General features: G+C 64.0%; 21 protein-coding genes and 1 pseudogene. 8 read left to right on the top strand and 14 right to left on the bottom strand.

What is annotated here, in order from left to right; genetic code table 11:
• Positions 1-44: 44 nt before the first annotated feature.
• The 12 genes from IVB31_RS09580 to IVB31_RS09525 all read right to left on the bottom strand — a co-directional run bounded on the left by IVB31_RS09580 (position 45) and on the right by IVB31_RS09525 (position 12215).
• Positions 45-329: a hypothetical protein gene (locus tag IVB31_RS09580; RefSeq protein WP_247321164.1), complete on the bottom strand. Its 285-nt coding sequence runs from the start codon at positions 327-329 to the stop codon at positions 45-47.
• 125 nt (positions 330-454) lie between these two features.
• Entirely contained in the window at positions 455-898 is a 444-nt protein-coding gene (locus IVB31_RS09575) for a hypothetical protein (RefSeq protein ID WP_247321162.1), read from the bottom strand.
• Between the two features lie 150 nt (positions 899-1048).
• Positions 1049-2776 carry a chemotaxis protein gene (locus IVB31_RS09570; protein WP_247321152.1) on the bottom strand — a complete coding sequence of 576 codons (1728 nt, stop codon included), beginning with the start codon at positions 2774-2776 and terminating at the stop codon, positions 1049-1051.
• Positions 2777-2781: 5 nt separating this feature from the next.
• Positions 2782-3873 carry a chemotaxis response regulator protein-glutamate methylesterase gene (locus tag IVB31_RS09565; protein ID WP_247321150.1) on the bottom strand — a complete coding sequence of 364 codons (1092 nt, stop codon included), beginning with the start codon at positions 3871-3873 and terminating at the stop codon, positions 2782-2784.
• Positions 3874-3888: 15 nt separating this feature from the next.
• Positions 3889-4743, bottom strand: a complete 855-nt coding sequence (locus IVB31_RS09560) for a CheR family methyltransferase (protein WP_247321148.1) — start codon at positions 4741-4743, stop codon at positions 3889-3891.
• A 140-nt stretch (positions 4744-4883) separates the two neighbouring features.
• On the bottom strand, positions 4884-6686 hold the full coding sequence (locus tag IVB31_RS09555; RefSeq protein WP_247321146.1) for a methyl-accepting chemotaxis protein: 1803 nt from the start codon (positions 6684-6686) through the stop codon (positions 4884-4886).
• A gap of 55 nt (positions 6687-6741) precedes the next feature.
• The gene (locus tag IVB31_RS09550; RefSeq protein ID WP_247321144.1) at positions 6742-7230 is read right to left on the bottom strand and encodes a chemotaxis protein CheW; all 489 of its coding nucleotides are present in this window, start codon (positions 7228-7230) and stop codon (positions 6742-6744) included.
• Between the two features lie 36 nt (positions 7231-7266).
• On the bottom strand, positions 7267-8964 hold the full coding sequence (locus IVB31_RS09545) for a methyl-accepting chemotaxis protein (RefSeq protein WP_247321142.1): 1698 nt from the start codon (positions 8962-8964) through the stop codon (positions 7267-7269).
• 38 nt (positions 8965-9002) lie between these two features.
• Complete coding sequence (locus IVB31_RS09540; protein WP_247321139.1) at positions 9003-9464, bottom strand: chemotaxis protein CheW; 462 nt, start codon at positions 9462-9464, stop codon at positions 9003-9005.
• Positions 9464-11530: a chemotaxis protein CheA gene (locus IVB31_RS09535; protein ID WP_247321136.1), complete on the bottom strand. Its 2067-nt coding sequence runs from the start codon at positions 11528-11530 to the stop codon at positions 9464-9466. Before IVB31_RS09535 ends, IVB31_RS09540 begins: the two co-directional genes overlap by 1 nt.
• Positions 11527-11892, bottom strand: coding sequence for a response regulator (locus tag IVB31_RS09530; RefSeq protein ID WP_247321134.1), 366 nt, complete (start codon positions 11890-11892; stop codon positions 11527-11529). Before IVB31_RS09530 ends, IVB31_RS09535 begins: the two co-directional genes overlap by 4 nt.
• Positions 11892-12215: an STAS domain-containing protein gene (locus IVB31_RS09525; RefSeq protein WP_247321126.1), complete on the bottom strand. Its 324-nt coding sequence runs from the start codon at positions 12213-12215 to the stop codon at positions 11892-11894. The genes IVB31_RS09530 and IVB31_RS09525 overlap by 1 nt, the downstream gene beginning before the upstream one ends.
• A gap of 270 nt (positions 12216-12485) precedes the next feature.
• Here IVB31_RS09525 and IVB31_RS09520 point away from each other — a divergent pair, with 270 nt between their 5' ends.
• Positions 12486-13592 carry an HD domain-containing phosphohydrolase gene (locus IVB31_RS09520; RefSeq protein ID WP_247321125.1) on the top strand — a complete coding sequence of 369 codons (1107 nt, stop codon included), beginning with the start codon at positions 12486-12488 and terminating at the stop codon, positions 13590-13592.
• A 396-nt stretch (positions 13593-13988) separates the two neighbouring features.
• Here the strand turns inward: IVB31_RS09520 and IVB31_RS09515 are convergent, their stop codons facing one another.
• Positions 13989-14972, bottom strand: coding sequence for a formylglycine-generating enzyme family protein (locus tag IVB31_RS09515; RefSeq protein ID WP_247321124.1), 984 nt, complete (start codon positions 14970-14972; stop codon positions 13989-13991).
• A gap of 499 nt (positions 14973-15471) precedes the next feature.
• On the opposite strand from IVB31_RS09515, the gene IVB31_RS09510 reads away from it, so the two are divergent.
• From IVB31_RS09510 to IVB31_RS09500, 3 genes are all read left to right on the top strand, one after another.
• Positions 15472-16449 (top strand): helix-turn-helix domain-containing protein, encoded by a 978-nt coding sequence (locus IVB31_RS09510; RefSeq protein WP_247321123.1) that lies wholly within the window; start codon positions 15472-15474, stop codon positions 16447-16449.
• Positions 16450-16619: 170 nt separating this feature from the next.
• Entirely contained in the window at positions 16620-17288 is a 669-nt protein-coding gene (locus tag IVB31_RS09505; RefSeq protein WP_247321114.1) for a hypothetical protein, read from the top strand.
• A gap of 19 nt (positions 17289-17307) precedes the next feature.
• Positions 17308-19455, top strand: a complete 2148-nt coding sequence (locus IVB31_RS09500; RefSeq protein WP_247321111.1) for an adenylate/guanylate cyclase domain-containing protein — start codon at positions 17308-17310, stop codon at positions 19453-19455.
• Positions 19456-19469: 14 nt separating this feature from the next.
• On the opposite strand, the gene pobA is transcribed toward IVB31_RS09500, so the two are convergent.
• Positions 19470-20642 (bottom strand): 4-hydroxybenzoate 3-monooxygenase, encoded by a 1173-nt coding sequence (pobA, locus tag IVB31_RS09495; protein ID WP_247321110.1) that lies wholly within the window; start codon positions 20640-20642, stop codon positions 19470-19472.
• Between the two features lie 49 nt (positions 20643-20691).
• Between pobA and IVB31_RS09490 the strand changes: the two genes are divergently transcribed.
• From IVB31_RS09490 to IVB31_RS09475, 4 genes and pseudogenes are all read left to right on the top strand, one after another.
• Positions 20692-21597: a helix-turn-helix domain-containing protein gene (locus IVB31_RS09490; protein ID WP_247321107.1), complete on the top strand. Its 906-nt coding sequence runs from the start codon at positions 20692-20694 to the stop codon at positions 21595-21597.
• A gap of 54 nt (positions 21598-21651) precedes the next feature.
• A pseudogene (locus IVB31_RS09485) lies at positions 21652-21795 on the top strand (LysR family transcriptional regulator); the annotation flags it as partial.
• Positions 21796-21921: 126 nt separating this feature from the next.
• A complete protein-coding gene (locus IVB31_RS09480) occupies positions 21922-23217 on the top strand; it encodes an Lpg1974 family pore-forming outer membrane protein (protein ID WP_247321105.1) in 1296 nt (431 codons plus the stop codon).
• Between the two features lie 124 nt (positions 23218-23341).
• The coding region (locus IVB31_RS09475) for a putative nucleotide-diphospho-sugar transferase (protein ID WP_247321103.1) at positions 23342-23947 on the top strand (606 nt) is incomplete at its 3' end.

Genomic DNA, 23947 nt, shown 5'->3' with positions numbered 1-23947 from the left:
TGCGTTTCGAAAAAGATGCCGATTGCTGCCGGAGCGGAGGGCCCTTACGCCGCTCCGCGCCCGAGGCTTGCCCGCTCGGTCGCGAGAACCCCGGACATCTGCCGATGGGTATCGCGCAACGCGGCGATCGCGTCATCGAGAGCGAAGTCGGCTTCACGAATGGTCTCGAAGAACCGGGCCATCAAGGTGGGGCTCAGCTTGACGCGGGTGTTGCCGTCGCGGCTCTTGCGCCGATCGAGCGACAGATGCAGGGCCTGTATCCTCGCCTCGGCGGCGCTACAGTTGCTGAGTGTCGCCAGTTCGTCATATGTCATCCAGATCTGAGGCATGTCCCTGTCCGTCTTTTGTTGTGGGCCTCAACCTAAGTTCCACCTCTAAAAACAGAGTTGCCGCAGTGCGGTCTCACCATGTTTTCGCGACGACAGCGTCAACGCAAAGCTAAGACGCGGGCGGCTTACGGGAGCGGAGCTTTGGGCGGCGTGAACGGATGGCGCGGCCGGGAACGGCTGTCGAGGCCCTTGGGCAATTTGTCATTGAGCTTCACGACCGCGCAGCGGGCGTCGCTGACCCGTGCATCTTCCTGGCTGTAGATCAGCGTCGCCTCGAACGCCACGTCGGGCGCTTCCCTGGCCGTTCCCGAGCAAGTCGCCATCGCACCGCTGCACACGCCCGAGAGCTTGAGCTCGACCTCGTCAGGCCCGAACACGGTCGGCGGCCCCTCGGCATGTCGCCGCGTGGTCAGAACGGCCGTGAAGCGCTGCTCGTCGACCCGATAAGAGCCGTCGTAGGTGAAGAAGCTGTCGCTGCCGGAGATTCTCCCCTCCGCCAGATGCACGACGCCCGTGCCCTGGCCGCGCGGGGTCCTGAACCATGCAGCATATTTGCCGTCTCTCAGCATGAAAACATCCGTCGTAAAATTCACTCGTATTTGCAACCAACTCTGGGGCGCGACAATGACCGATGCGGCGAGCATTCCGCCACGGTTAACGCCCTGCAAAGCCAACCGATCAAATTGCCGACGACGCGCGAGGCGAAACCGGCGGCGACCTCAAAACAATTCTATGCCGTCATCGGCGATCTCGACCGCCTCGACCCGGCGAGCAGCGGCCGTCGACGCCAGCCCGAGCGCTTGAAGGAATTCCCGGTGGACGTCCCGCTCACGCTCCATCGTGTAGTGCGCGAACAGATCGTCGAGCATTGCCTGGTCCTCCGCATGGGGCTGCGGCCGCTGCGCGCCCGCGCTCGCAGTCTCGAGCCGTGCGGCGACCGCGGGCAATGCCGCGGAGGCCTCGCCAAGAGTGGTCATCAGGCCCTGCGCCGAGTTCATCAGACCTTCGAATTCCGCGCCCTCGTCCACGAGCCGGCTCATCAGCTTGCCAAGCCGCTCGTTGCCGACTTCGACCTCGCGTAGCGCCTGCAGAATATGCGGCTCGAGCTTGGCGAGCTGCGCTTGATCGCCCTGCACGCGCAGCTGCTTCAGCTCCAGGGCCGACCGCTCGATACCGTCGAGCACGGGCCTCAAGCGCGCTGCCCCCGCCGAAACCTTGTCGGCGGTCGCCTTGAGCTCGTTGGCGATGACGACGAAAGCGCTGCCGCGGCTGCCGAGATGGCTCGCCTTGAGACCCGCATTCATGCCGATCAGGGTGATGTCGATGGTTGCTTCGGCGAGGCCAGCGATCGCCTGACGAAATTTTGCCAGCGTGTCCTCGACGATCGCGAGCGCCTCGTCGACCGAGCGGCCGGCACCCTCGCAGGTGGCGATCAGGGTCGAGGCGTGCGCCAGCGTCTGCTTGATGCGCGCCAGGAACGACGACGAGCCGCCATCCCCGCCGCCGAACAGCGTGCGGCCGTGGCCGACGACGCTGCCCGCATCGTGCAGGATGGCGGTCAGCGCGCGAACGATCTGGCCGATGTCGCCGCCGAACTCGCGCTGGGCGTCCCTGAGGAGGGCCGCCTGCAACTGGCAGATCGCGCGCAGGCCGTCGTCGCTCGCAACCTGTTCCGGAACGAGGCTCGGGGCAGAACCCGACACGAGGCCGAGGCCGCGACAGACGTGCTCGAGACGCTGGCGCGTGCTGTCACCCGCCTGCAGGGAAATGATGGCGCTGCCGACCGCCTCGGCGATCTTTTTGGTGCTTGTGCTGGCAAGGACCGCGAGCTGGCTGCTGCTGCGGCGCTGGTCGCGCAATCCCGAATAGGCCGCGCCGAGCTCGGCGCTCTCCGACACCAATTGATTCCGGTAGCGGCTCTCGAACTCCTTCTGCCGGCCGGATGCGGTGGCGACCGCTTCCGACAGCCGCTGCTGATCCCGCGCGCAGCCTTCGATCGAGCGTTGCACGGCCTTGCCGAGATCGTAGGCCTCCTGCGTGAAGGCCAGAAAGCCCTCGCGGTCGCCGTCGAGCGAAGCGGCCTCGATCCGCGCGCTGCGCGCGATGATGGTGATCATCCCGATGTGCTTGAACAGCGGCTTGAGCAGCGAGGACGCCTCTGCGGTGCTCGTGCCGATCGTCGCAAGCAGGGCGCTCTCGGCCGGCAGGGCCTGCGCAAGCTCGCTGAGCCGCGCGGCGATCTCCTGTAGCGCCGTCGCCGCCCCCTCGATCTCGGCGCCTGCGAGTTCCTCGGAGAGCGTCGCGAGGCCCTGGTTCAACTCCCCAAAGATGAGGTGCCCGCGCCCAAGCTCGTGACCGACCCGCGCAAAGACGGCCTCGATCCGCGACGAAACGTCCTCGATCGCGGTGGTCGCCTCAGTGAGCGTGTTGGCCGGAATGGCAGACATTGCGATCAACCTGTCAGCGCCGTTTGCCCGGCCTGATACCAGAGCATGATCTCGCGCGGGATATGGTGCAGCGAGACGACCTTCTCGACGCCGCCATGGGCAATGGCTTCCTTGGGCATGCCAAACACCACACAGCTCTCTTCATCCTGCGCCCGCGTCGAGGCGCCGAGCTTGCGCATCTCCAGCATTCCGCGCGCGCCGTCGTCACCCATGCCGGTCATGATCACACCGAGCGCGTTGGCGCCCGCGTGCTGGGCCGCCGAGCGGAACAGCACGTCCACGGACGGGCGATGCCGCGACACCGGCGGACCGTCCTTGATGGCGATCTGGTAGCGCAGACCGATGCGCTGCAGCAGCATGTGACGGGCGCCCGGCGCGATATAGGCCCAACCCGGCAGCACCGGCTCGCCGTTCTCGGCCTCCTTGACCCGGATCTGGCAGACGCTGTCGAGACGCTTGGCGAAGGCCGCGGTGAAGCCTGCCGGCATGTGCTGGACGATGACGATAGGCGGACAGTGCGGCGGCAGCATCTCCAGGACGTCGTTGAGCGCTTCGGTCCCGCCGGTCGAAGCACCGATGCAGACGATGCGTTCCGTCGTCGGCCGGACCTTGCCCTGCACCGGGGGTGGAATGATGGCGTCGGCGGTGAGCTTCTTCTCGATCGTCCGGCGCTCCGCGCGCGGACGCACCCGCGCGCGCGCTGCCGACTTCACAGCCTCGCGCAGTCGCGTGGAGCATTCGAGCAAAGCCTGCCGCGTGTCGATCTTCGGCTTCGGCACGATGTCCACGGCGCCGGCTTCGAACGCCTCGAACATCACGTTCGAGCCTTCCTCGGTAAGTGAGGAGCAGATGATCACCGGGATCGGACGCTGCGCCATGATCTTGCGCAGGAACGTCATGCCGTCCATGCGCGGCATCTCGATGTCGAGAATCATGACGTCGGGGATTTCGTCCTGGAGACGTCGCGCCGCCACGAACGGATCGGACGCCGTCCCCATCACCTCGATGTCGGGATCGTCATTGAGGATCGTTTGCAGGATTTGGCGAACCGACGCCGAATCGTCCACGATCAGTACGCGAACTTTCTCCCTCGGCATCTCGTGTGGCTCCCATCAAACCTGGAAAATGGTGGGCTGAACTTGCTTCAAATCCGGAACGGAACTGTGAATCATGGATTCCGAATGTCCGACCAGCAAATACCCTCCCGGCCGCAAATGGCTGCAAAGCTGCTGGACGACTTTGCGCTGGGTCGGCTTGTCGAAATAGATCAACACATTGCGGCAGAAGATGATGTCGACATCGCGATCGACGGGATAGGACGCATCCATGAGGTTCATCCGCATGAAATGCGTCATGCGCCTGAGTTCCGGAGCCACCCGCACCTCGCCGCGCGACTTGTCCCGCGCCGACAGGAAATACCGCTTCACGAAGTGTTCCGGCACCGGGGCAAGCACGTCGCGGGTGTAGATCGCGGCCTTGGCGACGCGCAATACCGCGGTCGAGATGTCGGTCCCGAGAACACGGTACTGGAACCGCGATCCGTTCCGCGTCATGTCGTCCAGCACCATGGCAGTGGTGTAGGCTTCCATGCCGGTGGAGCTCGCCGAACTCCAGACCTTCAGGTTCGCGTTCTTCCGTCCATGCGATTTGAGCAGCGCCGGGACCGCGGTCTCCCGCATGAAGGTGAAGTGCTGTGGCTCCCGGAAGAAGTCGGTCTTATTGGTCGTCACCACGTCGATGAGATGAGTGAGCTCGGTGTCGAAATGATCGGCCTCGAAGAGGTTATCGACATACTCGTTGAGGTCGGAGAAGTTCAGCGCGCGCACGCGCTTGTGCAGCCGCCCCTCCAGCATCAGCCGCTTGCCCTGCGGCAGCTTGATGCCGACCTGGCCCTCAATCAATTCGGCGATGGTCCGGAAGTGGCGGTCCGACAGATGGACGGCCGTATCCTGCATGGCGGGCATCATCGTTGCCTGCCCAGATCCGGGATGGCCGCCGCCTGCACTGAATGTCGGGCCGAACGGGCCATCTTGAGTCCTACGCGTTTATAAGTCACCGAAGACGGATCGGCCCACCGGTGAAGGGTGGGCCGATCCTTTGGAGAATCCTAGCGCTGGAAATCGGCGTCCCGATCGTCCTCGCCGTCGTTCATGTCGAAGGCGAAGCCGCCGCCGCCGGCAGCCTTCACGGCGCGAGCCGGCTTGGCCTGCGGCTTCTTGGCCGGACGCTCGACGGCGGCCATGGTCGCCGCCTTGGCGCGCAACTGGATGACCGCCCGGTCGATCGGCGCGGCCGCCTGGCCCATTCCGCCGTGCTCGATGCGGAAATAGGCGATGGTCGACTGGAGTTGCTCCGCCTGCGAGGCGAGCTCCTCCGAGGTCGAGGACACCTGCTCGGACGCGCTGGCGTTCTGCTGGCCGACCTTATCGAGCTGCTGGATCGCCTGGTTGATCTGGGCCGAACCAACGTCCTGCTCGCGGCAGGCGGCGGTGATCTCTTCGACGAGCTCTGCCGTCCTTTTGATGTCAGGCACGAGCTTGGAGAGCATATTGCCCGCTTCCTGCGCAACCTTGACGGTTTCAGTCGACAGCGTGCCGATCTCGGCCGCAGCAGCCTGGCTGCGTTCGGCAAGCTTGCGCACTTCGGAGGCGACCACCGCAAAGCCCCTGCCATGCTCGCCGGCGCGCGCGGCCTCGACCGCGGCGTTGAGCGCGAGCAAATCGGTCTGGCGCGCGATCTCCTGCACGATCGTGATCTTCTCGGCGATGGTCTGCATCGCGTTAACGGCGCGGCCGACCGCGGCACCGCTGGCCTCGGCGTCCTTGGCGGACTGAGCCGCAATCTTCTCGGTCTGATTGGCGTTGTCGGCGTTCTGCTTCACGTTCGAGGCCATCTCCTCCATCGAGGACGAGGCCTCCTCTGCGGACGAGGCCTGCTCGGTCGCGCCCTGCGAGAGCTGCTCGGCGCTCGCGGACAACTCCTGGCTGCCGGCAGAGACGTTCTGCGCGGCGGTCAGGGCTTCCGACACGATCTGCCGGAGCTTCTCCACCATGCGCTCGAGCGCGAGGCCGAGCGTATCCTTGTCCGACAGCGGTTTGGCCTCGACCATGAGATCGCCCTGCGAGATCGCGTTGGCGACAGCCGCGGTCTGATTGAGGTTGACGGTCATCGCAGTCAGCGACTTGATGAGATCGCCAATCTCATCATTGCTCGAGGATTCGATCTTCTTGCTGAGGTCGCCGATCGCAACCGCATCGGCAAGACTGACCGCGCTGGAGAGCGACCGACTGATATTCAGTGCCATCCAGACGGCGGCACCGGTAGCAACCACAAGCGAAACGAGAACGAGCGACAGCAAAATGATTGTGGCACGGGTACCCTCGACCCTGGCCTGCTCGCTTTCGTCCGCCATCTGTCTCTTGACATAGCTAATGTAGTCGCCCGCCGCGGTGAGCGCCGGCGTGGAGGCCTTCAAGCCCTCGGACATCGACCGTTCGCCAGCCTTGGCCCTGTCCTGTTTGGCAAGTGCGAGCGTCTGATCCTGCACCGTATTCGCGTGCGCATAAGCGACGGCAAACGTCTCGATCATCTTCTTGCCGGTTTCGCTTGCGCTCGCGTAGACTTCATCCTTCATCTTCAAAGCGCGCTCACGGAGTTGAGCGATCTGGCCGATGAACTTGTCCTGATCGGCGTCGGCCGCCAGGATGGTGTTCTTTTCCGCTCGCACCTGGAGCAGTACGGCCTCCTGAAGCTCGCCGACTTTCGCCAGCCGACCGGCCCGGGCCGCCAAGTGCTCGGCCGTCGAGACCATATCGTTCAATTTGAAATAGGCAACGCCGCCGGCGATCATGGAGAGCAGGATGACGACGCCGAAGGCGCTGGCAAGCTTGGCTTTGACGGTGAATCTCATGTCAATCTCGTTGGTTCGAATTGGGGTGCTTACGCTTGACCACGCACTTGCAAACTCACGCGGCGCGAGACGAATCCGCGGCCGCGTTACGTCCTTCCGGAATCTCGTCGTTCGCCATCAGCTTGGCGAGGTCGAAGATCACGACGAATTTCTCGCCCTTGCGGCCGATGCCGGCAGCATAGTCGGACTGCCATTTGCCGCCGACCTCGGGGATCGGCTCGATCGCCTGCTCGTCGATGTCGGTGACCTCGAACACGCAATCGGCGACGAAGCCGACGCCGACCAGACGATCCTTCATCGGCACGTCGAGGATGATGATGCGGGTCGCCTCAGTCGCCTCCACCACCGGCAGGCCGAGCTTGGTCCTGAGGTCGACGATCGGATAGCCGCTGCCGCGCACGTCGATCATGCCGAGCAAGAAGTTCGGCGCGTGCGGCAGCCGCGAGATCGGCCGCATGTCCAGGATCTCACGGACATTGCGGATGCTGATGCCGAACGTCTCGCCGGCGAGCCCGAGGGTCAGATATTGCGAGGTTGCGGCCATGTTGCAGTCCAGGGTCAGGTGATTTTCAGATTGCGGTCAGCGTTGGAACTCGGCGTCACGTTCGTCTTCGCCGTCATGCATGTCGAAAGCAAAGCCGCCGCCGCCGGCGACCTTCATCGCGCGCGCCGGCTTGCGGGCGGGCGCGGACTTCTTGGCGCTGCGGTCCGCTGCCGCCATGTGCGCGGCCTTCGCGCGGAGCTGGCCAACAGCGCGATCGATCGGCGCGGGCGCGGCCTTTTCATTGCGGGTATCTTGCTCAGTCCGGAAGAACGAGATGGTCGACTGAAGCTGCTCGGCCTGCGAGGCGAGCTCTTCCGAGGTCGAGGAGACCTGCTCGGAGGCACTGGCATTCTGCTGGCCAACCTTGTCGAGCTGCTGGATCGCCTGGTTGATCTGGGCGGAGCCGACGTCCTGCTCGCGGCAGGCGGCGGTGATCTCCTGAACCAATTCGGCGGTCTTCTTGATGTCGGGCACCAGCTTGGACAGCATGTCGCCGGCTTCCCGCGCGACCTTCACGGTTTCCGTGGACAGCGTGCCGATGTCGGCGGCCGCCGCCTGGCTGCGTTCGGCGAGCTTGCGCACTTCGGATGCGACCACAGCAAAGCCCTTGCCGTGCTCGCCGGCGCGCGCGGCCTCGACCGCGGCGTTCAGCGCGAGCAAGTCGGTCTGGCGCGCGATCTCCTGCACGATGGTGATCTTCTCGGCGATGGTCTGCATCGCCTGCACGGTGCGGCCGACGGCAATGCCGCTGGCTTCCGCATCCTGGGCCGATCGCGCCGCGATCTTCTCGGTCTGGTTGGCGTTGTCGGCGTTCTGCTTCACGTTCGAAGCCATCTCCTCCATTGAGGACGAGGCCTCTTCTGCGGACGAGGCCTGCTCGGTTGCGCCCTGCGAGAGCTGCTCGGCACTGGCGGAGAGTTCCTGGCTGCCGGCGGAGACGTTATTTGCCGCGGTGAGAGCCTCCTCGACAACCTGGCGAAGCTTCTCGACCATCACGTTCAGCGATTTGACGAGATCGCCGATCTCGTCATTGCTCGAAACGTCGATCATCCGGCTGAGATCGCCGCTCGCAACCGCGCCGGCAAGGCCGACGGCGCGGCCAAGGCCACGGGAAATGCTCATCGATATCCAGATCGCCGCGATCAGGCCGATCGCCAGCGACGCCAGCACGGCCGAGACCAGCATCACGTGGGAGCGATTGCCGTCCTCATGCGCCTGGGCCGCTTGTTCGGCCATGTTCTTCTTGACGTTGGCGACGTACACACCGGCGGCTTCCATGGCCTCGCCGACCGCCTTACGGACCTCGGTCATGGAGCGTTCGGTTGCTTTCGCCTTATCGGTCCGCGCGATCTTGAGAGTCTCGTCCTGAAGCACATTCATCCGCGCATAGGCGGCGCCGAAATTCTCGATGAGCTTCTTGCCTTCCGCGGAAGCCGCTGCGTGGATCTCTTCCTCCAGCTTCGAAAGCGTCTCGCGCTGCTTGGCAATCTCCGCGAGGAAGCGAGCGGTTTCGCTTTCGGGCGCAAGAATGAGGTTCTTCTCGGCGCGCACCTGGAGCAGGATGCTCTTCTCGATTTCCGCGGCCCGGTCAATCCGGCCGGCGCGCGACACCAGACTGTCGGCTGTCTCGATCATCTCGGTCAGCTTCACATAAGCGAGGCCGCCCGCCGCCATCGAGAGCAACAGGACCACACCGAACGCGCTGGCAAGTTTTGCCTTGACCGTAAATCTCATTTCCAGCCCCTAACCCAGTCTCGCCCCGAGACTTCATTTCAATTCAGGATGCGTTCCATGTTGGGAACGATGACGAACTCTTCGCGCCATTTGGCGATGAAGCGAATGAACTCCGGTTTCCAATGCATGCCGACGCGCGGCGTCTGCTGCACGTCGGTCTGCGATATCTCGGTGACCTCGTAGACCTTGTCCGCGGTGACGCCGACCAGCACCGGCTCGCCGTCGAGCTCGAGCTCGATGACGACGATGCGCGTGTCGGCCGAGTTCTCCGGCTGCGGCATGCCGAAGCGGATGCGCAGGTCGGCGAGCGGAATGACATTGCCGCGCACGTTGATAACGCTGGGAACGAAGGCCCGCGCGCCGGCAACCTTGGTGACCGGCACGGGATCGATGATCTCGCGCACGAGGCCTGCGTCGAGCGCGAACTTTTCCTCGCCCAGCCCGATCATCACGACCTGCATCGCGTCGGCCTGACGTTCGCCTGCCTGCCCTTCGTTCATCACGCCGCCTCGCTGATGTGCTGCTTCTCGACCTTGGACTGCGCCAGCGCGACAAGTTGGGCGACGTCGAGGATCAGAGCCGCCGTGCCATCGCCCAGGATGGTCGCGCCGGAGAAGATCGTGACGTCTGAATGCAGCTTGGAGAGCGACTTGATCACGGTCTGGTGGTTGCCGATGATCTGGTCGGCGACAAGACCGACATGGGTCTCGCCGGTCGAGATGATGATCGTCTTCTGGTGCCGGTCGGGCGCGCCCGATGTGGTCATGATCTCGCGCAAGCGCAGGAACGGGACGAGGTTGCCGCGCACGTTGAGGAAATTGCGACCGCGGGAGCGTTCGTCCTCGGCGGTCAGCTCGATGCATTCCTCCACCGCCGACAGCGGGATGATGTAGCGGCCCTCGCCGACGCGGATCAGGAGGCCCTCGATGATCGCGAGCGTCAGCGGCAGGCGTAGCGTCACGGTGGTGCCCTGGCCCGGCTTGGTCGACAAATCGATCGTGCCGCGCATGTTCTCGATGGTGCGCTTGACCACGTCCATACCGACGCCGCGGCCCGACAGCGCCGAGATGGTCTGCGCGGTCGAGAAGCCCGGGTGGAACAGGAATTGGTGGATTTCGTGATCGGTCAGCACGGCGCCGGCGGCGATCAGCCCCTGCTCTTCCGCCTTCGCGCGGATGCGCGCGGTGTTGAGGCCGCCGCCATTGTCCCTCACGGTGACGAGCACCTGCGCACCGGAATGAACAGCCGCAAGCTCGATCCGGCCCTGCTCGATCTTGCCGTTCGCGGAGCGGGTGGCGGTGTCCTCGATGCCGTGGTCGATGGCGTTGCGGATCAGGTGAACCAGGGGATCGGCCAGGCACTCGATCATGGTCTTGTCGAGCTCGGTGTCCTCACCCGTCGTGACGAACTCGACGGGCTTCGACAGGTCCCGCGACAGGTCATGGATCAAGCGACGGAAGCGGCCGAACAGCGAGCCGATCGGCACCATGCGCGCGCCCATCGTGGTGTCGCGCAAGGAAGAGGCGAGACGTTCGATTTCCTCGGCGATCATCTTGATCGAGAGGTCGGAGCCGGAAGCGGCGAGCTGGGTCAGCCGCGCCTGGGCGATGACGAGTTCGCCGACCCGGTCCATCAATTCGTCGAGACGCTCGGCCTGGACACGGACGGTGGCGATGCCGCGATCATCGCGCTTGGCCTCGGGCTTCGGCTCCGGCCTGGATTCAGATTTGGGGTCCGCCTTTACGGCGGGCTGCGCGGCGACCGGCGCAGCCATCTCGGCTACCTGCGCGGCCGGCTCGACTACCGAAGCCGGCTCCTCGTTGAGAAGATTGAACAGCAGCATCGGCGCGGGCGCTTCGACATGCTCCAGCGGCGAAAGCGTCAGCTTCATCTCGTCCTGGACGAACATGAAGACGTCGTCGATCGCGTCCTTGTCGCAGGCCGCGTGCAGCTTGACGTCCCACTTCAGATAGCAGTCGTCCGGCTCCAGTTCGTCGAGGAACGGGATGCCGTCGGTCACGGGCACGACGAAGCAGGGGCCTAGCTTGCAGAGGTCTTCCAGCAGGTCGAGCGGGTTGGAGCCGTTGCGCAGGATGTGGGATTCGAATTCCAGATAGAGATGCCAGCCGGCCTGCTTGCTCTCGCTGCCGGGGACCAGCGGCGGCGCCTCGGCGATCGATGCAACAGGCTGGTCGGACGACACGAAGCGCTTGAGGTCGTCGAGGATGCCCTCACCGATAACGTCGTCGGTCGATTGCGGATCCTCGATCAGCGCGCGGATATAGTCTTTTGCGGCGAGCGCGACCGAGATCAGATCCTGTGTCGGCTTGATCTCGCCCTTGCGGACGCGGTCGAAGGCGGTCTCGAATTCGTGGGTGAAGGAGGCAACCTTGTCGAAGCCGAACATGGCGCCCGAACCCTTGATCGTATGCAGGGCGCGGAAGGCGGAATCGACCAGGTCACGGTCGTCGGGACGCAGGCCGAGATCGAGCAGGGCTCCTTCAAGAACTTCGAAGAGTTCGCTGGCTTCCTGACGAAAGACCTCGGTCGGGTCCATCGCGCTCATGCACGCACCAGCTTGCTGACGACGGCGAGCAACTGCTCGGGCTTGAACGGCTTGGTGATCCAGCCGGTGGCGCCGGCGCTCTTGGCTTCCTGCTTCACCGTGTCATTGGATTCGGTGGTCAGGAACACGATGGGCATGCCGACCGCGCTCGGAAGCTTGCGCAGCGCCCGGATCAGCTCCAGCCCGTTCATGACGGGCATGTTGAGATCGGTGATCACGAGATCAAGCTTGCCGGCCTGGGCCTTGGCGAGCCCTTGCGCGCCGTCCCCGGCCTCGATCACGCTGTGACCCGCCGGCTCGAGCACGACCTTGATCATCTGCCGGATACTGGGGGAGTCGTCGACCGTGAGAATCGTGGCCATTAGGCGCCATCTTTCTTTTGCGGGAAATGCTGATCGATCATCGCCTCGCTGGCGAAGCCGGCGCGGCGAAGCGTGTTGCGCAGGGACTGGGAGAAGGAGGTCAGGACCACAGGGCGGCCCTGGGCCTCGCCCGTCCTGGCGGTCGACAGCAGAAGCTGGATCGAGGTCACGTCGGCCTTGTCGACGCTCGAACAGTCGATCTCGAGCCGCTCCTGGCGGCCGAACGCCTCGCGTATGAGCTCATAGACTCCGCGAATGGCCGCGATGCTGCAATCGGCGGGCAACCGCAACGACCACTTTGGCTCTGTGGGATTGAGCGCCATCGCTGCCCCGCCTTTGCTAAAATTCCACTACACGTTTGACGCGAATCGAATGAGCAAACCCCTAACGCGCGGGTCCGTACAACTACGGGTCACATTCCCAGGGAATTCGCGCAACTGCATGCAAGCGTGCACAACCGGCCGAAGTCACATGCATGGCACGCATGTATGCGGCGCGGTGGCTCCCGTGCCGGCGCATTTGCTTCGCGTTAAATTCGCTCGGGTTATGGCTTGGGTTCGTGCCTTTGCCAGCGAAGAGAGCCCCGGCCGCCGATGCTGACCCAAGCGCTCCTGGTTGATGACAGCCGTTCCGTCCTCAACTTCCTGAAACGTCACATCGAGGCCGAAGGTCTGGTCGAGGCCACCACCTTCCTCGATCCCGTGAATGCGTTGGCCTGCGCGCGGGAGCGCGTGTTCGACCTTGTGTTGGTCGACTACGAGATGCCGCATATGGACGGCATCAGCTTCATCCGCACCTTCCGCGCCCTGCCGGGCTGCGCCGACATCCCGATCGCGATGATCACCTCGCGACAGACCGACGACGTCAAGATGGAAGCGCTGCAGGCCGGTGCAACCGATTTCCTGCCGAAGCAGCCGCAGAGCGTCGAAATGACGGTGCGCCTGCGGAATTTGATTCAGCTTGGTGCAGCCGTGCGCAAGCTCAACGATCGTGCCGCGCATCTGGCCAGCGAAGTCGCGGCAGCCACGCGAAAGCTCGGCGAGCGCGAGGAGGAGATCATCCTGCGGCTCGCGCTTGCGGTCGAGTACCGCGACAACGACACCGGCGAGCACACGCTGCGGGTCGCCCGCTACAGCCGCATCATCGCGGAGCAGCTCGGCCTGCCCGCCCGGCTCTGTCGCGACATTTATCTCGCCGCGCCGCTCCACGATGTCGGCAAGGTCGCCATTCCCGACAATATTCTCCTCAAGCCCGGCAAGCTGACCGACGGGGAGATGGCGGTGATCCGGACCCACGCGACGATCGGCGAACGGATTTTGGCTGGCTCCGGTTGCGAGCTGATCCAACTCGGTGCGCAAATTGCCGCAGGTCATCACGAGCGCTGGGACGGCGCAGGCTATCCGAACGGCGTCAAGGCGGACGAGATTCCCATCGCTGCGCGCGTGGTCGCGGTCGCCGATGTCTTCGACGCCCTGACGACACGGCGGCCATATAAAGAGCCGATGCCGCTCGAGATGGCACACAACTATCTGGTCGAGCACCAGGGCCGGCAATTCGACCCGGCCTGTGTCGAGGCCTTCCTGTCGCGCTGGGACGAGGTGGTGGAGATCGCCGGTCAGGGGCGCAGCCCTGCTTCAGAAAACCGTGACGCCGACGTCCCTCATGAGAGAGATTGCCGAGGACCGTCCCGCCGGGGATAGCCTGGAAACGGCCTAGCCGGCCGCGTGACCTGCCCACTGCAAGGGGCCGTGAACCAACGGCGTGCTACTGCACATGTCCAGGTAGAGCTGCGGGTCGAAATAATCAACGACCGCACTGCCCCGGTGATGCCGGCCCCGGCCATGAAGAAGTCGCTGACCTGCTGAAGCCACTTCAGCACGGACCCATCCGTGTATAATCGCTTCCGCTCCCGCGACGAGAACAGCTTCTGCGCCTTGAACGCCTCGGCGATGTCCGCGATCGCAGCGGGACTGTATTGGTTCTTCCGAAGAGCTTCAGCGGCGGCCGCAGGGCTGCCCACCATGTGATCGATGAAGCGGAATCATTCGTCTTCGCTTGGCGTGACATTCGACTCTCCTCTTCCAGGGGCACAGGATCTATGTCGGGTGTGGATACCTCACCACGCATCTGAAACCGACGTGGCTCGTCGAAGTATCGACCGGCTCGGCGTGCCGCGCCGCGGGGCGATAGCGGCGGCAATAATTGGGTGCGCACAGATGCGAGCCGCCCTTCAGCACCTTGCGGGGAATCCTGATGTCCGGCAGCCGGGGGTCATAGCTTGCGTCCTCGCGGCCGCCGCGGGGATTCTTGGGGATGCAGCAGGGCTTTGCGGGATCGGCCTCATGCCTGGTCGACCACCAATCGGAGGTCCACTCCCAGACATTGCCGATCATGTCGTAGAGGCCGTATCCATTCGGCGGGAAGGCCATGACCGGCGAGGTACGCTCGAACCCATCCTCGCCGAGATTCTGGACAGGGAAATTGCCCTGCCAGATGTTGGCCATGTGCCTGCCGCCGGGCATCAGCGCATCGCCCCAGGCGAACTCCTCGCCGTCGAGGCCGCCGCGCGCGGCGAACTCCCACTCTGCTTCTGTCGGCAAATCCTTACCGGCCCAGCGGGCATAGGCGGCTGCATCGCTATGGGAAACGTGGACGACCGGGTAATCCTCGAGGCCCTTGATATTGCTGCCGGAGCCATAGGGATGAAGCCAATCGGCGCCGCGCACGAAGGACCACCACTGGCTCCAATCGGAGAGATCGCTGATGCGAGGCAGCGGCGAGAACACCAGCGAGCCGGCGTAGAGCATCTCCTTCAGCGCGCCGGGATAGTCCTTGGGGTCGGGAACGATCTGAGCTTCGGTGACGTGGCCGGTCGCGTTGACGAATTGCTTGAACTGTCGGTTGGTGACGGACGTGCGGTCGATCCAGAAGCCGTCAATGGAGGCGCGATGGCTTGGCGCCTCCTCGGGATAATGGTGATCGGATCCCATACGGAAGGTCCCGCCGGGAATGAAGACCATCTCGCCGGTCTTCAAATCATCCGGCAACCACTCGCAATGACCCGGGTCCGCCCGTAGCATGGTGGAACTCCAAATACGTGCATTCCACCTGGCGCTACGGTACGAACTTCGGCAGATGTCGACGACGGCATATTGCCCGGCACGTTGGACACATTGTCTGGTCCCCTCTTTTTTGGCGCTCGGGCCGGAGACGCCTCTTTGCGTCACCGTCGCTTTCCTTTCGCGCGCAGGTTCTCCAGCACGCGGCAAATACCTGCCGCGTGCGCTCCGCCATCCGCAGAGCGCTTCCGATTGATATCTTTTAGGTTGCAAACGGTACCCGAAGATTGGTCGGCTGTGATGTGCAGTTTGTGCCAGCATGCCGCTGAGAGCTGTGAGGCTTAACGACACATGTCGCGAATTCCGCAATCCACGCCGACATGTAGCGCATATCTCGCGTCAAATTCGGTGATGATTGCCTTAAAACGCGAAGTCAGCTTGGCGCACACACCTCTCGTTGTGGTGGTATTTCGCTGCCGCCTGCCGCAGAATGGTCGTGCTTGAGTAACAGGGTACGACCATGGGGCAATTCCTTCTGGTTGATTCGCGGAAGCTGGACGGCTTCGAAGGACTTCACCAGGCCGTTCACGGCTCGCATGTCGACGTGATGCAGCTCGGACGCGGACGTCTGCGCGGGACATTGTCGCATGTCGGCATCGGCGATTTCTCTCTGAGCATCGGCACTTTCAATGTCGGCATGCGGACCCAGCGTGTCTCCAGCGACGACAAGCTGATCATCGGAATGCTGCTGGCGGCCGAAGAGCGCGTCGCCCACTGGTCGTTCGACATGCAGCTCAACGACGTGCTCGTGATTCCGCCGCTGCTCGAGCATGACGGGGTCTTTCACGGCCCGTCCGCTTACGCGGCGATGCGCTTCGACCTTGACGAGGTCACATCCCTGTTTGGCGGCGAAGCCAGGTTGAGCGATCCCGACACCTGGCGCAGCCGCGGCCATTTCCGGGCGAACCTCGAGAGCGGCGCGATCGCCGCGCGTCGCCTGGCCCGGATCATGTCGCACCTGCGCAGCCACAAGCACGGACTGACGCCGTCAACGGCCGATTTCTGGAAGCGATCGATCGCCGAATGCATGGCGGCCAACGTGATGTCGTCACTGCCGCCCGACGATATCGGCTGGCTGCCTTCGGCAAGGCGGCTGATCCGGCGGGTCGAGGAATATCTCGACGAGGCCGGCACGCGCCCGGTGCACGTCTCGGAGATTTGTGACGCGCTTGGTGTCTCGCGGCGGACGCTGCATCGCGCATTTCAGGAGGTGTTTGGCATCGGTCCGGTCACGTTCCTGCGGCACAAGCGCCTGTGCGTGACCCACTCGATCCTGCGCGCGAGCGCTCCCGGCACGACCACGGTCGCGACCGTCGCCATGCAGCAGGGCTTCTTCGAGCTTGGTCGCTTCTCGCATTATTATCAGGCCATGTTCGGCGAATACCCCTCGCAGACGCTCGGTGTGGCGCCGCGACAGCTCGCGGGCCTGCCCCACTAGCCGTCGCCAAGTCGGCAGTCGCAGATCCCGTTCACATTGAACCTCTTGCTGATAAGGTGCACCAATATCTAAGAGTGATTCCGGTCACACTTGCCCGGGGCGCGCCGCTGCTAAGCATCGGACCCGGACGGAGACCGCCAGAGTATCGGCCAAATTGAATGAGAATTCCCATGAGAAGCCTGATCGGCGCATTTGTCGGCGCGTTCTGTCTTGCAGCCCCCGCCTTGGCGGAGACCCCGGCCGCCATCGTCGAGGACGTGCAAGGCAAGGTCGACGGCGTCGCGTTCATGGACTATGTCGCGCCGGGCAAGATCATCAAGCTCGGGCCCAAGGCGAGCATTACGCTCAGCTATCTCAAATCCTGCCAGCGCGAGACCATCAGCGAAGGCGTCGTCCTGGTCGGCGCCGAGCAGAGCACCGTACAGCTCGGCGAGGTCAAGCGGGAAAGGGTGCCCTGCGATACCAATGCGGCCAAACTGTCCGAGCGCGAGGCGAACCAGAGTGCGGCGACCACCTTCCGCACCATGCGGTCCGACGGCAAGGGCGCGCCCGAGAAGCTGCCGACACTCTACGGCGTCGCCCCGCTGGTGCAGGCCAAGAGCGGCAGCACGCTGGTGATCGAGCGCACCGACGGCAAGGAGCCCACGATCAGCGTCCCGCTCAAGAATGAGATCATGGTCGGCGGCAAGTTCTATGACTTTGCCAAGGCCGGAAAGTCGCTGACCCCGGGCGGCAGCTACCTCGCCATTCTCGGCGCCAAGCGCTACGCGTTTCAGGTCGACGCCAGCGCCACGTCATCGCCGACGCCGATCGTCGGCCGCCTGCTGCGGCTCGAATAGGCGGCCTGGCGACAGGGCGATGCGGCGGATCGGCAGGCGGGACATCGTTGCGGCGATCCTGATCGCGCTCGTTGCGGGCGTGGTCTTCACGTCTCCGCCGCTTCAGACGCTGCAAGGTCTCTCGCTCGACATCCTCACGGCGCTGCGCAACAAGATCGTCGGCGACCACCGCGATCCCGCGACATCGCCGGTCGTCGTCGTGGCGATCGACGGCGAGACCTACGACACCCCGCCGTTCAAGGGCTCGCCGACGCAGACCTGGACGCGCGAGATCGGCCGGGTGCTCGCCAGCATCACCGACGGCGGCGCCAGGGTGATCGGCTTCGACGTGATCTTTCCGAGCTCGATCGAGCAATCGGAGATCCCGTTTGGCGACGCGCCGCTCGGCGCCCGCATGAAGGGATTTGACCGGGATTACCTGATCGCGCTGCGACAACTCTCCGACAACGGCAAGCTGGTGCTCGGCGAAATCCTCAGCAACGACCATCCAGAGGTGCCTTATCCCGCGCAGCGGCTGGCGACGCGGAACAATGTCCGCGCGCTCAACGTCCACACCGACGCCGACGACGTGATCCGACGGATGCCCCTGAGCTTCACCGTCGAGGGCAAGCCGGTCCCCGCCATGGCCGTCGAGCTCGCCGCCCGCGCGCTCGGCGCAAAGCCCGAGATCGCGCCATCGGGTGCGACCGAATTGTCCGGTTATGCAATTCCGAGCGCGGTGCCAAACACGCTGACCCTCAATTTTCAAGGGCTGGGCCGCGACGTTCCAACCTTCTCCTTCGCCGACCTGCGGGCCTGCGTCGAAAAAAGCGACCGCGATTTCTTCCGCCGCGCCTTCGACGGCAAGGTCGTGCTGCTCGGCAGCATCCTCACCTTCGATGATCGCAAACTGACCTCGATGCGCCTCTCCGGCGCACATGACGGAACGCCGGCGGCGCGATGCGCCCTGCCCGCACCGGCGGCCACCGTGAAGGCTCGCAGCGACATTGCCGGCGTCTTCGTCCACGCCACCGCAGTCCGAAACCTGATGGAGCACGATGCCGTGACGGAGCCCGGGTTTCCCGTTCGGCTCGTTCTCACGATCGCCTTCGCAGCGATCATCGCCTGCGCGGCCTGCATGCTCGCACCGGGTGGCGCCCTGATCGCCTGGATCGTTCTCACCGCCGCTTATGCGGCCATAGCTATCGGCGCATTCGTTCACGCGCTGGCGCTGCCGCTGACGGAGCCGGCACTCGCGAGCCTTGCCGCGCTCGCGATGATGATCGGCTACCGTTTCGTGCTGGCAGATCGTGACGAGCGTTTCCTGCGCAAGAGCTTTGCTTTCTATCTCGCCCCTGAAGTGATCGACAACATGGTGACCTCGGGCAAGATGCCGGCGCTCGGCGGCGAGATGCGCAACATCACCATGTTCTTCTCCGACCTCAGCGGCTTCTCCTCGATCGCCGAGACGATGACGCCGGGCGAGCTGGTGACGCTGATGAACGAATATCTGTCCGCCATGACCGACATCATCGAAAGCCATGGCGGCTATGTCGACAAATATATCGGCGATTCCATCGTCGCGATGTTCGGTGCGCCAGCGGACGATCCCGTGCACGCGCGCAACGCCGTCCATGCCGCGCTGAAATGCCATGACAAGCTGGCCGAGCTCAACGCCGGCAGCGCCGCCTTCGCCGGCCGCGGCTTGTCGCATCGCATCGGGCTCAACAGCGGCGAAGCCGTTGTCGGCAATATCGGCTCCCGCCGCCGCTTCAACTACACCGTGATGAGCGATACAGTGAATGTCGCCTCCCGGCTGGAGGGCGCCAACAAATATTACGGCACCGCGATCATGGCCTCGGAGACGACGATGGCGCAGACCGGCGACGCTTTTGCATGGCGCGAGCTCGATGCTATCAGGGTGATCGGCCGCGGTGAGCCGATCAAGGTGTTCGAGCCGCTCGCGGACAAGGGCGCGGAAAGCGTGGGGCAGACGAAGGTGGCGGCGGCATATGCAGAAGGGCTCGCCTATTGGCGCGCGCGGGATTTTGCCAGGGCGGCTGACGCGTTCGGGCGGACGGCGGAGGCCGACCCGGCATCGGCGCTGTTCGCCAAACGCGCGAAATCGCTCGCTGCCAATCCACCACCGCCGGAATGGACGCCGGTCAATACGCTAGAAGGGAAATAGCAGCGTTCGCTACGCTAGAACGGCAGCCCCACGTAATTCTCCGCCAAGAGCCGCTGCGCCGTCTCCGACGAGAGCAGATATTCCAACTCCGTCTGCTGAAGCCGATCCTCGTAGTCGAGGCGGTCTGGGAAGCGATGCAGCAGCATCGTCATCCACCACGAGAAGCGTTGCGCCTTCCAGATCCGCGCCAGCGCCTTGGCCGAATAGCCTTTGAGACCGGAATCATCGCCGTTCTGATAGTGCGCGAGCATGGCGTGGTAGAGATAGTAGATGTCGGAGCCGGCACTGTTCAGCCCGCGTGCGCCGGTCGGCGGCACGATGTGGGCGGCATCACCGGCGAGAAACAGACGGCCGTAGCTCATCGGCTCGGCGACGAAGCTGCGCAACGGCGCGATGCTCTTCTCGATCGAGGGTCCCGTGGTCAGGCGGCCGGCGACCTCGTCCGGCAAACGGCGCTTCAGCTCGGCCCAAAACGCATCGTCGCTCCAGTCCTCCACCTTGTCGGTGAGCGGCACCTGGACGTAGTACCGGCTCAGCACTTGTGACCGCAAGGAACACAGCGCAAAGCCGCGCGCGTGTTTTGCGTAAATCAGCTCGGGCGACACCGGCTTCGTGCGCGACAGCACGCCGAGCCAGCCAAACGGATAGATCTTCTCATATTCCCGCAGAACGTCCTTCGGGATCGATCTGCGACTGACGCCGTGAAAGCCGTCGGCGCCGACGACATAGTCGCAATCGACCCGGACGATCTCGCCATTCGAACGATAGGTCACGTAAGGCCGATCCGAGATCAGGTCATGCGGCGTCACGTCCTCGGCCTTGTGCACGACCTTGCCGCCGAGACGGTCGCGCGCCTCGTAAAGATCGCGCGTCAGCTCGGTCTGGCCGTAGACCAGCACCGAATTCCCGCCGGAATGCTTGTGCAGATCGATATGGGAGAGCCCGCCGGCATGGGCGATCTCGAATCCCCCGTGGATCTCGCCCTCGCGGTCCATCCGTTCGCCGCACTGTGCCTCGCGCATCAGCCTCGCGAAGCCGTGCTCGAGCACGCCGGCGCGAATACGGGCGAGCACGTGGTCGCGGCTGTATTTTTCCAGCACGACCGTGTCGATGCCCTTCAAATGCAGCAGCTGGGACAGCAGCAATCCGGACGGCCCACCGCCGATGATACAGACCTGAACTTTCATTTTGCGTCCTCCCGTCGGCACTTTTTTGCAGGTTCAGCACCGCAGACCGATGGAGGGTTTCGTCTTTGTCTTGTACTATTCGAACATGAGACGAGCAGCCCCTGCCCCGGCCATCCGGGTCTACAATTTGTTCGGCGAGTCCGGCGACCTGCCTGATGTCGTGCATTGCGAGACGATTGCATCCCGCTCGGTGCTGCACGACTGGACACTGGCCGTGCATCGCCATGCCCGGTTGCACCAGGTGCTGCTGATCGAGCGCGGCGGCGGCGAGGCGACGCTCGACGGGCGCATGGTGCAGCTGAAGCCGATGCAAATCGTCAACGTCCCTGTCGGGCACGTCCACGGCTTCCGTTTCGTGCCCGATACGCAGGGCTGGGTGCTGACGATCGCCGCGGAAATATTGGACGAGGCGCTGCTTGCCTCGGAAGGACTGCGCGGCGCCTTGTCACGATCGGCCGTGGTGCGCGGCACGACGCAGATCCGCACGACCATGAAGCAGATCTTTGCCGAACACGCCGCGCGCGATTTTGGCCGAGCGCATGTGCTGCGTGCATTGTCGGCGGCCATGATCGGGCTGGTGGCCCGCGCGCTCACCAGCGAGAGCGGTGGCAACGCCGCGGCGGAAAGCGGCCTATTCCGCCGTTTCGAGGCGCTGCTGGAACAGCATCATCTGGAACGGTGGAGCGTTGCGGACTATGCGGAGGCGCTGTCGATCACGCCGACTCATCTCAACCGGGCGACGCGGGCGGCAACCGGCGACACCGCCTCGCATCTGATCCTCAACCGGCTGATCCGCGAGGCGCGCCGCAACCTCGTCTACACCAATTTGCCGGTCTCGACGATCGCCTATGCGCTCGGCTTCGAGGACCCCGCTTATTTCAGCCGGGTCTATGCTGCAGCCACCGGCGTGTCACCGCGCGCCTTTCGCGGGCAACTCCATTCCGGCGAGATCTGAGACGTTCATACGTCGAAGAACACCGTCTCTTCCGGCCCCTGCAAATTGATCGTGAGGATTCCACTGGCGTCCAGCGCGCGAACGCTGGCCGAGCTGCCGATGTTCATGGTCTGGCACCAGCGCCATCAGAAGGATCCGGCCCGTCGCTGGATCAGGAACCAGCTCGACATCGTCGCTGCGACAGCTGCGGGCCGCTGAACACGCCGGTTGCGTCCCATCGGCCACACCCAAGCCTGGAAATAACTCGTCGAGCGCGGCAGCCGGCGGAGCTCAACCGTACGGTTGATGCGTGACCAGCAATTCCTCGTCACGGTCGCGCCACTGGTGCCGGACGAGGTGAATACAATGAAAAAGACTGTTGCGCTCATGCTCGGCGCGGCCGCGGCATTGACGGCCACCGCAGCCACTGCCGGAGAACTCGAAGACGTCAATGCGCGCCTCGAACTGCTGGAACGCCAGAACGCTGCAATCCGCAAGGAAAACGCCGCATTGCGCGAGAACCAGCGGCTGCTTGAAGAGAATACGCGGCTGAAATCGCAAGGCGCACGCGCGGCGGCCGAACCTGCCAGGACCGGCGCCCGAGCGCACCATGACAATTCCGCATTCCTAGCCGTGGCGGCTGTTTCGCAACAAGCCAAAAATCCATTGCAGGCCTATGCCGCGGACTTCCCGGTCAAGGCGCCGCCGCTTGCTGGCCCGGCGCTGTTCAGGGCCTGGATCGAAGGCGGCGCGATCTGGAGCGGCGGCGATCCGATATTGAGCACTTACGGTCTGACCGGTCAGTTCGACCTGACACCCAAGGTCGGCTGGGAATTCGCAACCGGGTTCGACTATCGCTTCGCCGGATCTCCCTGGCACGTCAGCGGCCAGTTCCGTTACGGTGAGGGAGGCAAGGCCACCGGCCTCGCCTCAACCACGGATACAATCGCCTTTGGCGGTGCCAGCTCGACGGCAACGCAGACCTTTAGCGATTCCTACAAGGAGACCCATTGGCTCGCTGATCTCGCGGTCGGACGCGACATCGCCGGCAGCGGACCAAGCGCCCTCCAACTGAAGGGGGGCGTTCGTGTTGCCGAATTCGTCACCCGAAGCTCGAACTCGGATGTTCTGGTGACCGCGTCCAGCGGCGTCGGTCCGATCGTGGTGCCCGGATTTCCGGCGGTCACCAGTTTGACCACCACAATCTCGAATTTGTTCGATTCGCGCGCGAGTTTTCTGGGCGCAGGCCCGCTCATCGGAATCGAAGGCTCGGTCCCCTTTGCCGGCAAATGGTCATTCGATTACAGCGGCGACGCCGCTCTGCTGATCGGCCGGCAGGAATCGTCAATTAGCGCCCTGAGCCTGTTTTCGGTCTCGCCTTCGTTTCTTTCCGCCCTCTTCCCAGTTGGCAACACTCTCAATACCAGTCGCGACCGGCTGTTTGCCGGCGTGGTGAGTGCGGACGTCCAGGTCGGCGTGTCCTATTGGCTGACGCCGAACCTGAAGCTTGGCACCGGCTATCGGCTCGACGCGTTCATCAACGTGTTCAACGAGAAGGGCTCATCCAACTCCAATCTGACGCCCGACCGTTACACGCACGGCCCGCGCGTGACGCTCACCGGGCAGTTCGACGCGATGTAGCGGCGGCGCGAGATCGATAGAACGCCAGAGCGGCGTCCGGAGAGCTTCCATGCGGCCAAGCGTGTGCCTTCTGACTGCCTACGACTCCGTTCAGCAGCCGCTCGCCACCATCACCGTTCCCCGCATGCAGGCATTCGCCGAGGCGCATGGCTATCAAGAGCGCGTCATTCATGGAGACGATTGGAAACGTCCGCGCGGATGGCTGAAGATCGAAGTGATCCGGGCCGCGCTTGAAGACAATTTCGATTTCGTGCTCTGGATGGATGTCGACGCCATCGTGCTTCGCAACGACGTCGATGTCAGGACGGCGGCAGTCGACGACGCTCATCTGCATATGGCTTGGCACGGTCCGGATACATCCGAGATCCTGGCCGCGGATTTCGTTCCACACTACAATTCGGGCGTCATGCTTATCCGTGTGCACGATTGGTCACGCGATTTTTTCAAGCGGGTCTGGGAAGCCGACGAATTCCCGCATCCCTGGTTCGACCAAGCCACCATGCTCCACCTTCTCGGTTACAATGAATGTGTGGGGCTCGGACCGGATCGTCCCGACGAGCCGAACCGATCCCGTGTCGCGCGTCTCGACACCGCCTGGAATTCGGTTCCCGGCCTCGCCACCGTGCCCGACCCGATCGTTCACCACTATGCCGGGATCAGCAATCCATCGACACGGCTCAAGATGGTCGAGGCGGATGCCATGACCGCGCCGTTGCGTGAACGGCTGGAC

It is taken from the genome of Bradyrhizobium sp. 21 (genome assembly GCF_023073335.1).
GTDB lineage: Bacteria > Pseudomonadota > Alphaproteobacteria > Rhizobiales > Xanthobacteraceae > Bradyrhizobium.
This window is presented reverse-complemented; position numbering and strand designations above follow the sequence as displayed.

Coding starts and splice junctions, on each gene's coding strand:
- IVB31_RS09530 (WP_247321134.1), bottom strand. CDS start 11,892: ATGGCCACGATTCTCACGGTCGACGACTCCCCCAGTATCCGGCAGATG.
- IVB31_RS09550 (WP_247321144.1), bottom strand. CDS start 7,230: ATGGCCGCAACCTCGCAATATCTGACCCTCGGGCTCGCCGGCGAGACG.
- IVB31_RS09565 (WP_247321150.1), bottom strand. CDS start 3,873: ATGCCGAGGGAGAAAGTTCGCGTACTGATCGTGGACGATTCGGCGTCG.
- IVB31_RS09560 (WP_247321148.1), bottom strand. CDS start 4,743: ATGATGCCCGCCATGCAGGATACGGCCGTCCATCTGTCGGACCGCCAC.
- IVB31_RS09505 (WP_247321114.1), top strand. CDS start 16,620: ATGAGAAGCCTGATCGGCGCATTTGTCGGCGCGTTCTGTCTTGCAGCC.
- IVB31_RS09535 (WP_247321136.1), bottom strand. CDS start 11,530: ATGAGCGCGATGGACCCGACCGAGGTCTTTCGTCAGGAAGCCAGCGAA.
- IVB31_RS09525 (WP_247321126.1), bottom strand. CDS start 12,215: ATGGCGCTCAATCCCACAGAGCCAAAGTGGTCGTTGCGGTTGCCCGCC.
- IVB31_RS09540 (WP_247321139.1), bottom strand. CDS start 9,464: ATGAACGAAGGGCAGGCAGGCGAACGTCAGGCCGACGCGATGCAGGTC.
- IVB31_RS09500 (WP_247321111.1), top strand. CDS start 17,308: ATGCGGCGGATCGGCAGGCGGGACATCGTTGCGGCGATCCTGATCGCG.
- IVB31_RS09515 (WP_247321124.1), bottom strand. CDS start 14,972: ATGCTACGGGCGGACCCGGGTCATTGCGAGTGGTTGCCGGATGATTTG.
- IVB31_RS09510 (WP_247321123.1), top strand. CDS start 15,472: ATGGGGCAATTCCTTCTGGTTGATTCGCGGAAGCTGGACGGCTTCGAA.
- IVB31_RS09555 (WP_247321146.1), bottom strand. CDS start 6,686: ATGAGATTCACCGTCAAAGCCAAGCTTGCCAGCGCCTTCGGCGTCGTC.
- IVB31_RS09580 (WP_247321164.1), bottom strand. CDS start 329: ATGCCTCAGATCTGGATGACATATGACGAACTGGCGACACTCAGCAAC.
- IVB31_RS09545 (WP_247321142.1), bottom strand. CDS start 8,964: ATGAGATTTACGGTCAAGGCAAAACTTGCCAGCGCGTTCGGTGTGGTC.
- pobA (WP_247321110.1), bottom strand. CDS start 20,642: ATGAAAGTTCAGGTCTGTATCATCGGCGGTGGGCCGTCCGGATTGCTG.
- IVB31_RS09490 (WP_247321107.1), top strand. CDS start 20,692: ATGGAGGGTTTCGTCTTTGTCTTGTACTATTCGAACATGAGACGAGCA.
- IVB31_RS09570 (WP_247321152.1), bottom strand. CDS start 2,776: ATGTCTGCCATTCCGGCCAACACGCTCACTGAGGCGACCACCGCGATC.
- IVB31_RS09575 (WP_247321162.1), bottom strand. CDS start 898: ATGCTGAGAGACGGCAAATATGCTGCATGGTTCAGGACCCCGCGCGGC.
- IVB31_RS09520 (WP_247321125.1), top strand. CDS start 12,486: ATGCTGACCCAAGCGCTCCTGGTTGATGACAGCCGTTCCGTCCTCAAC.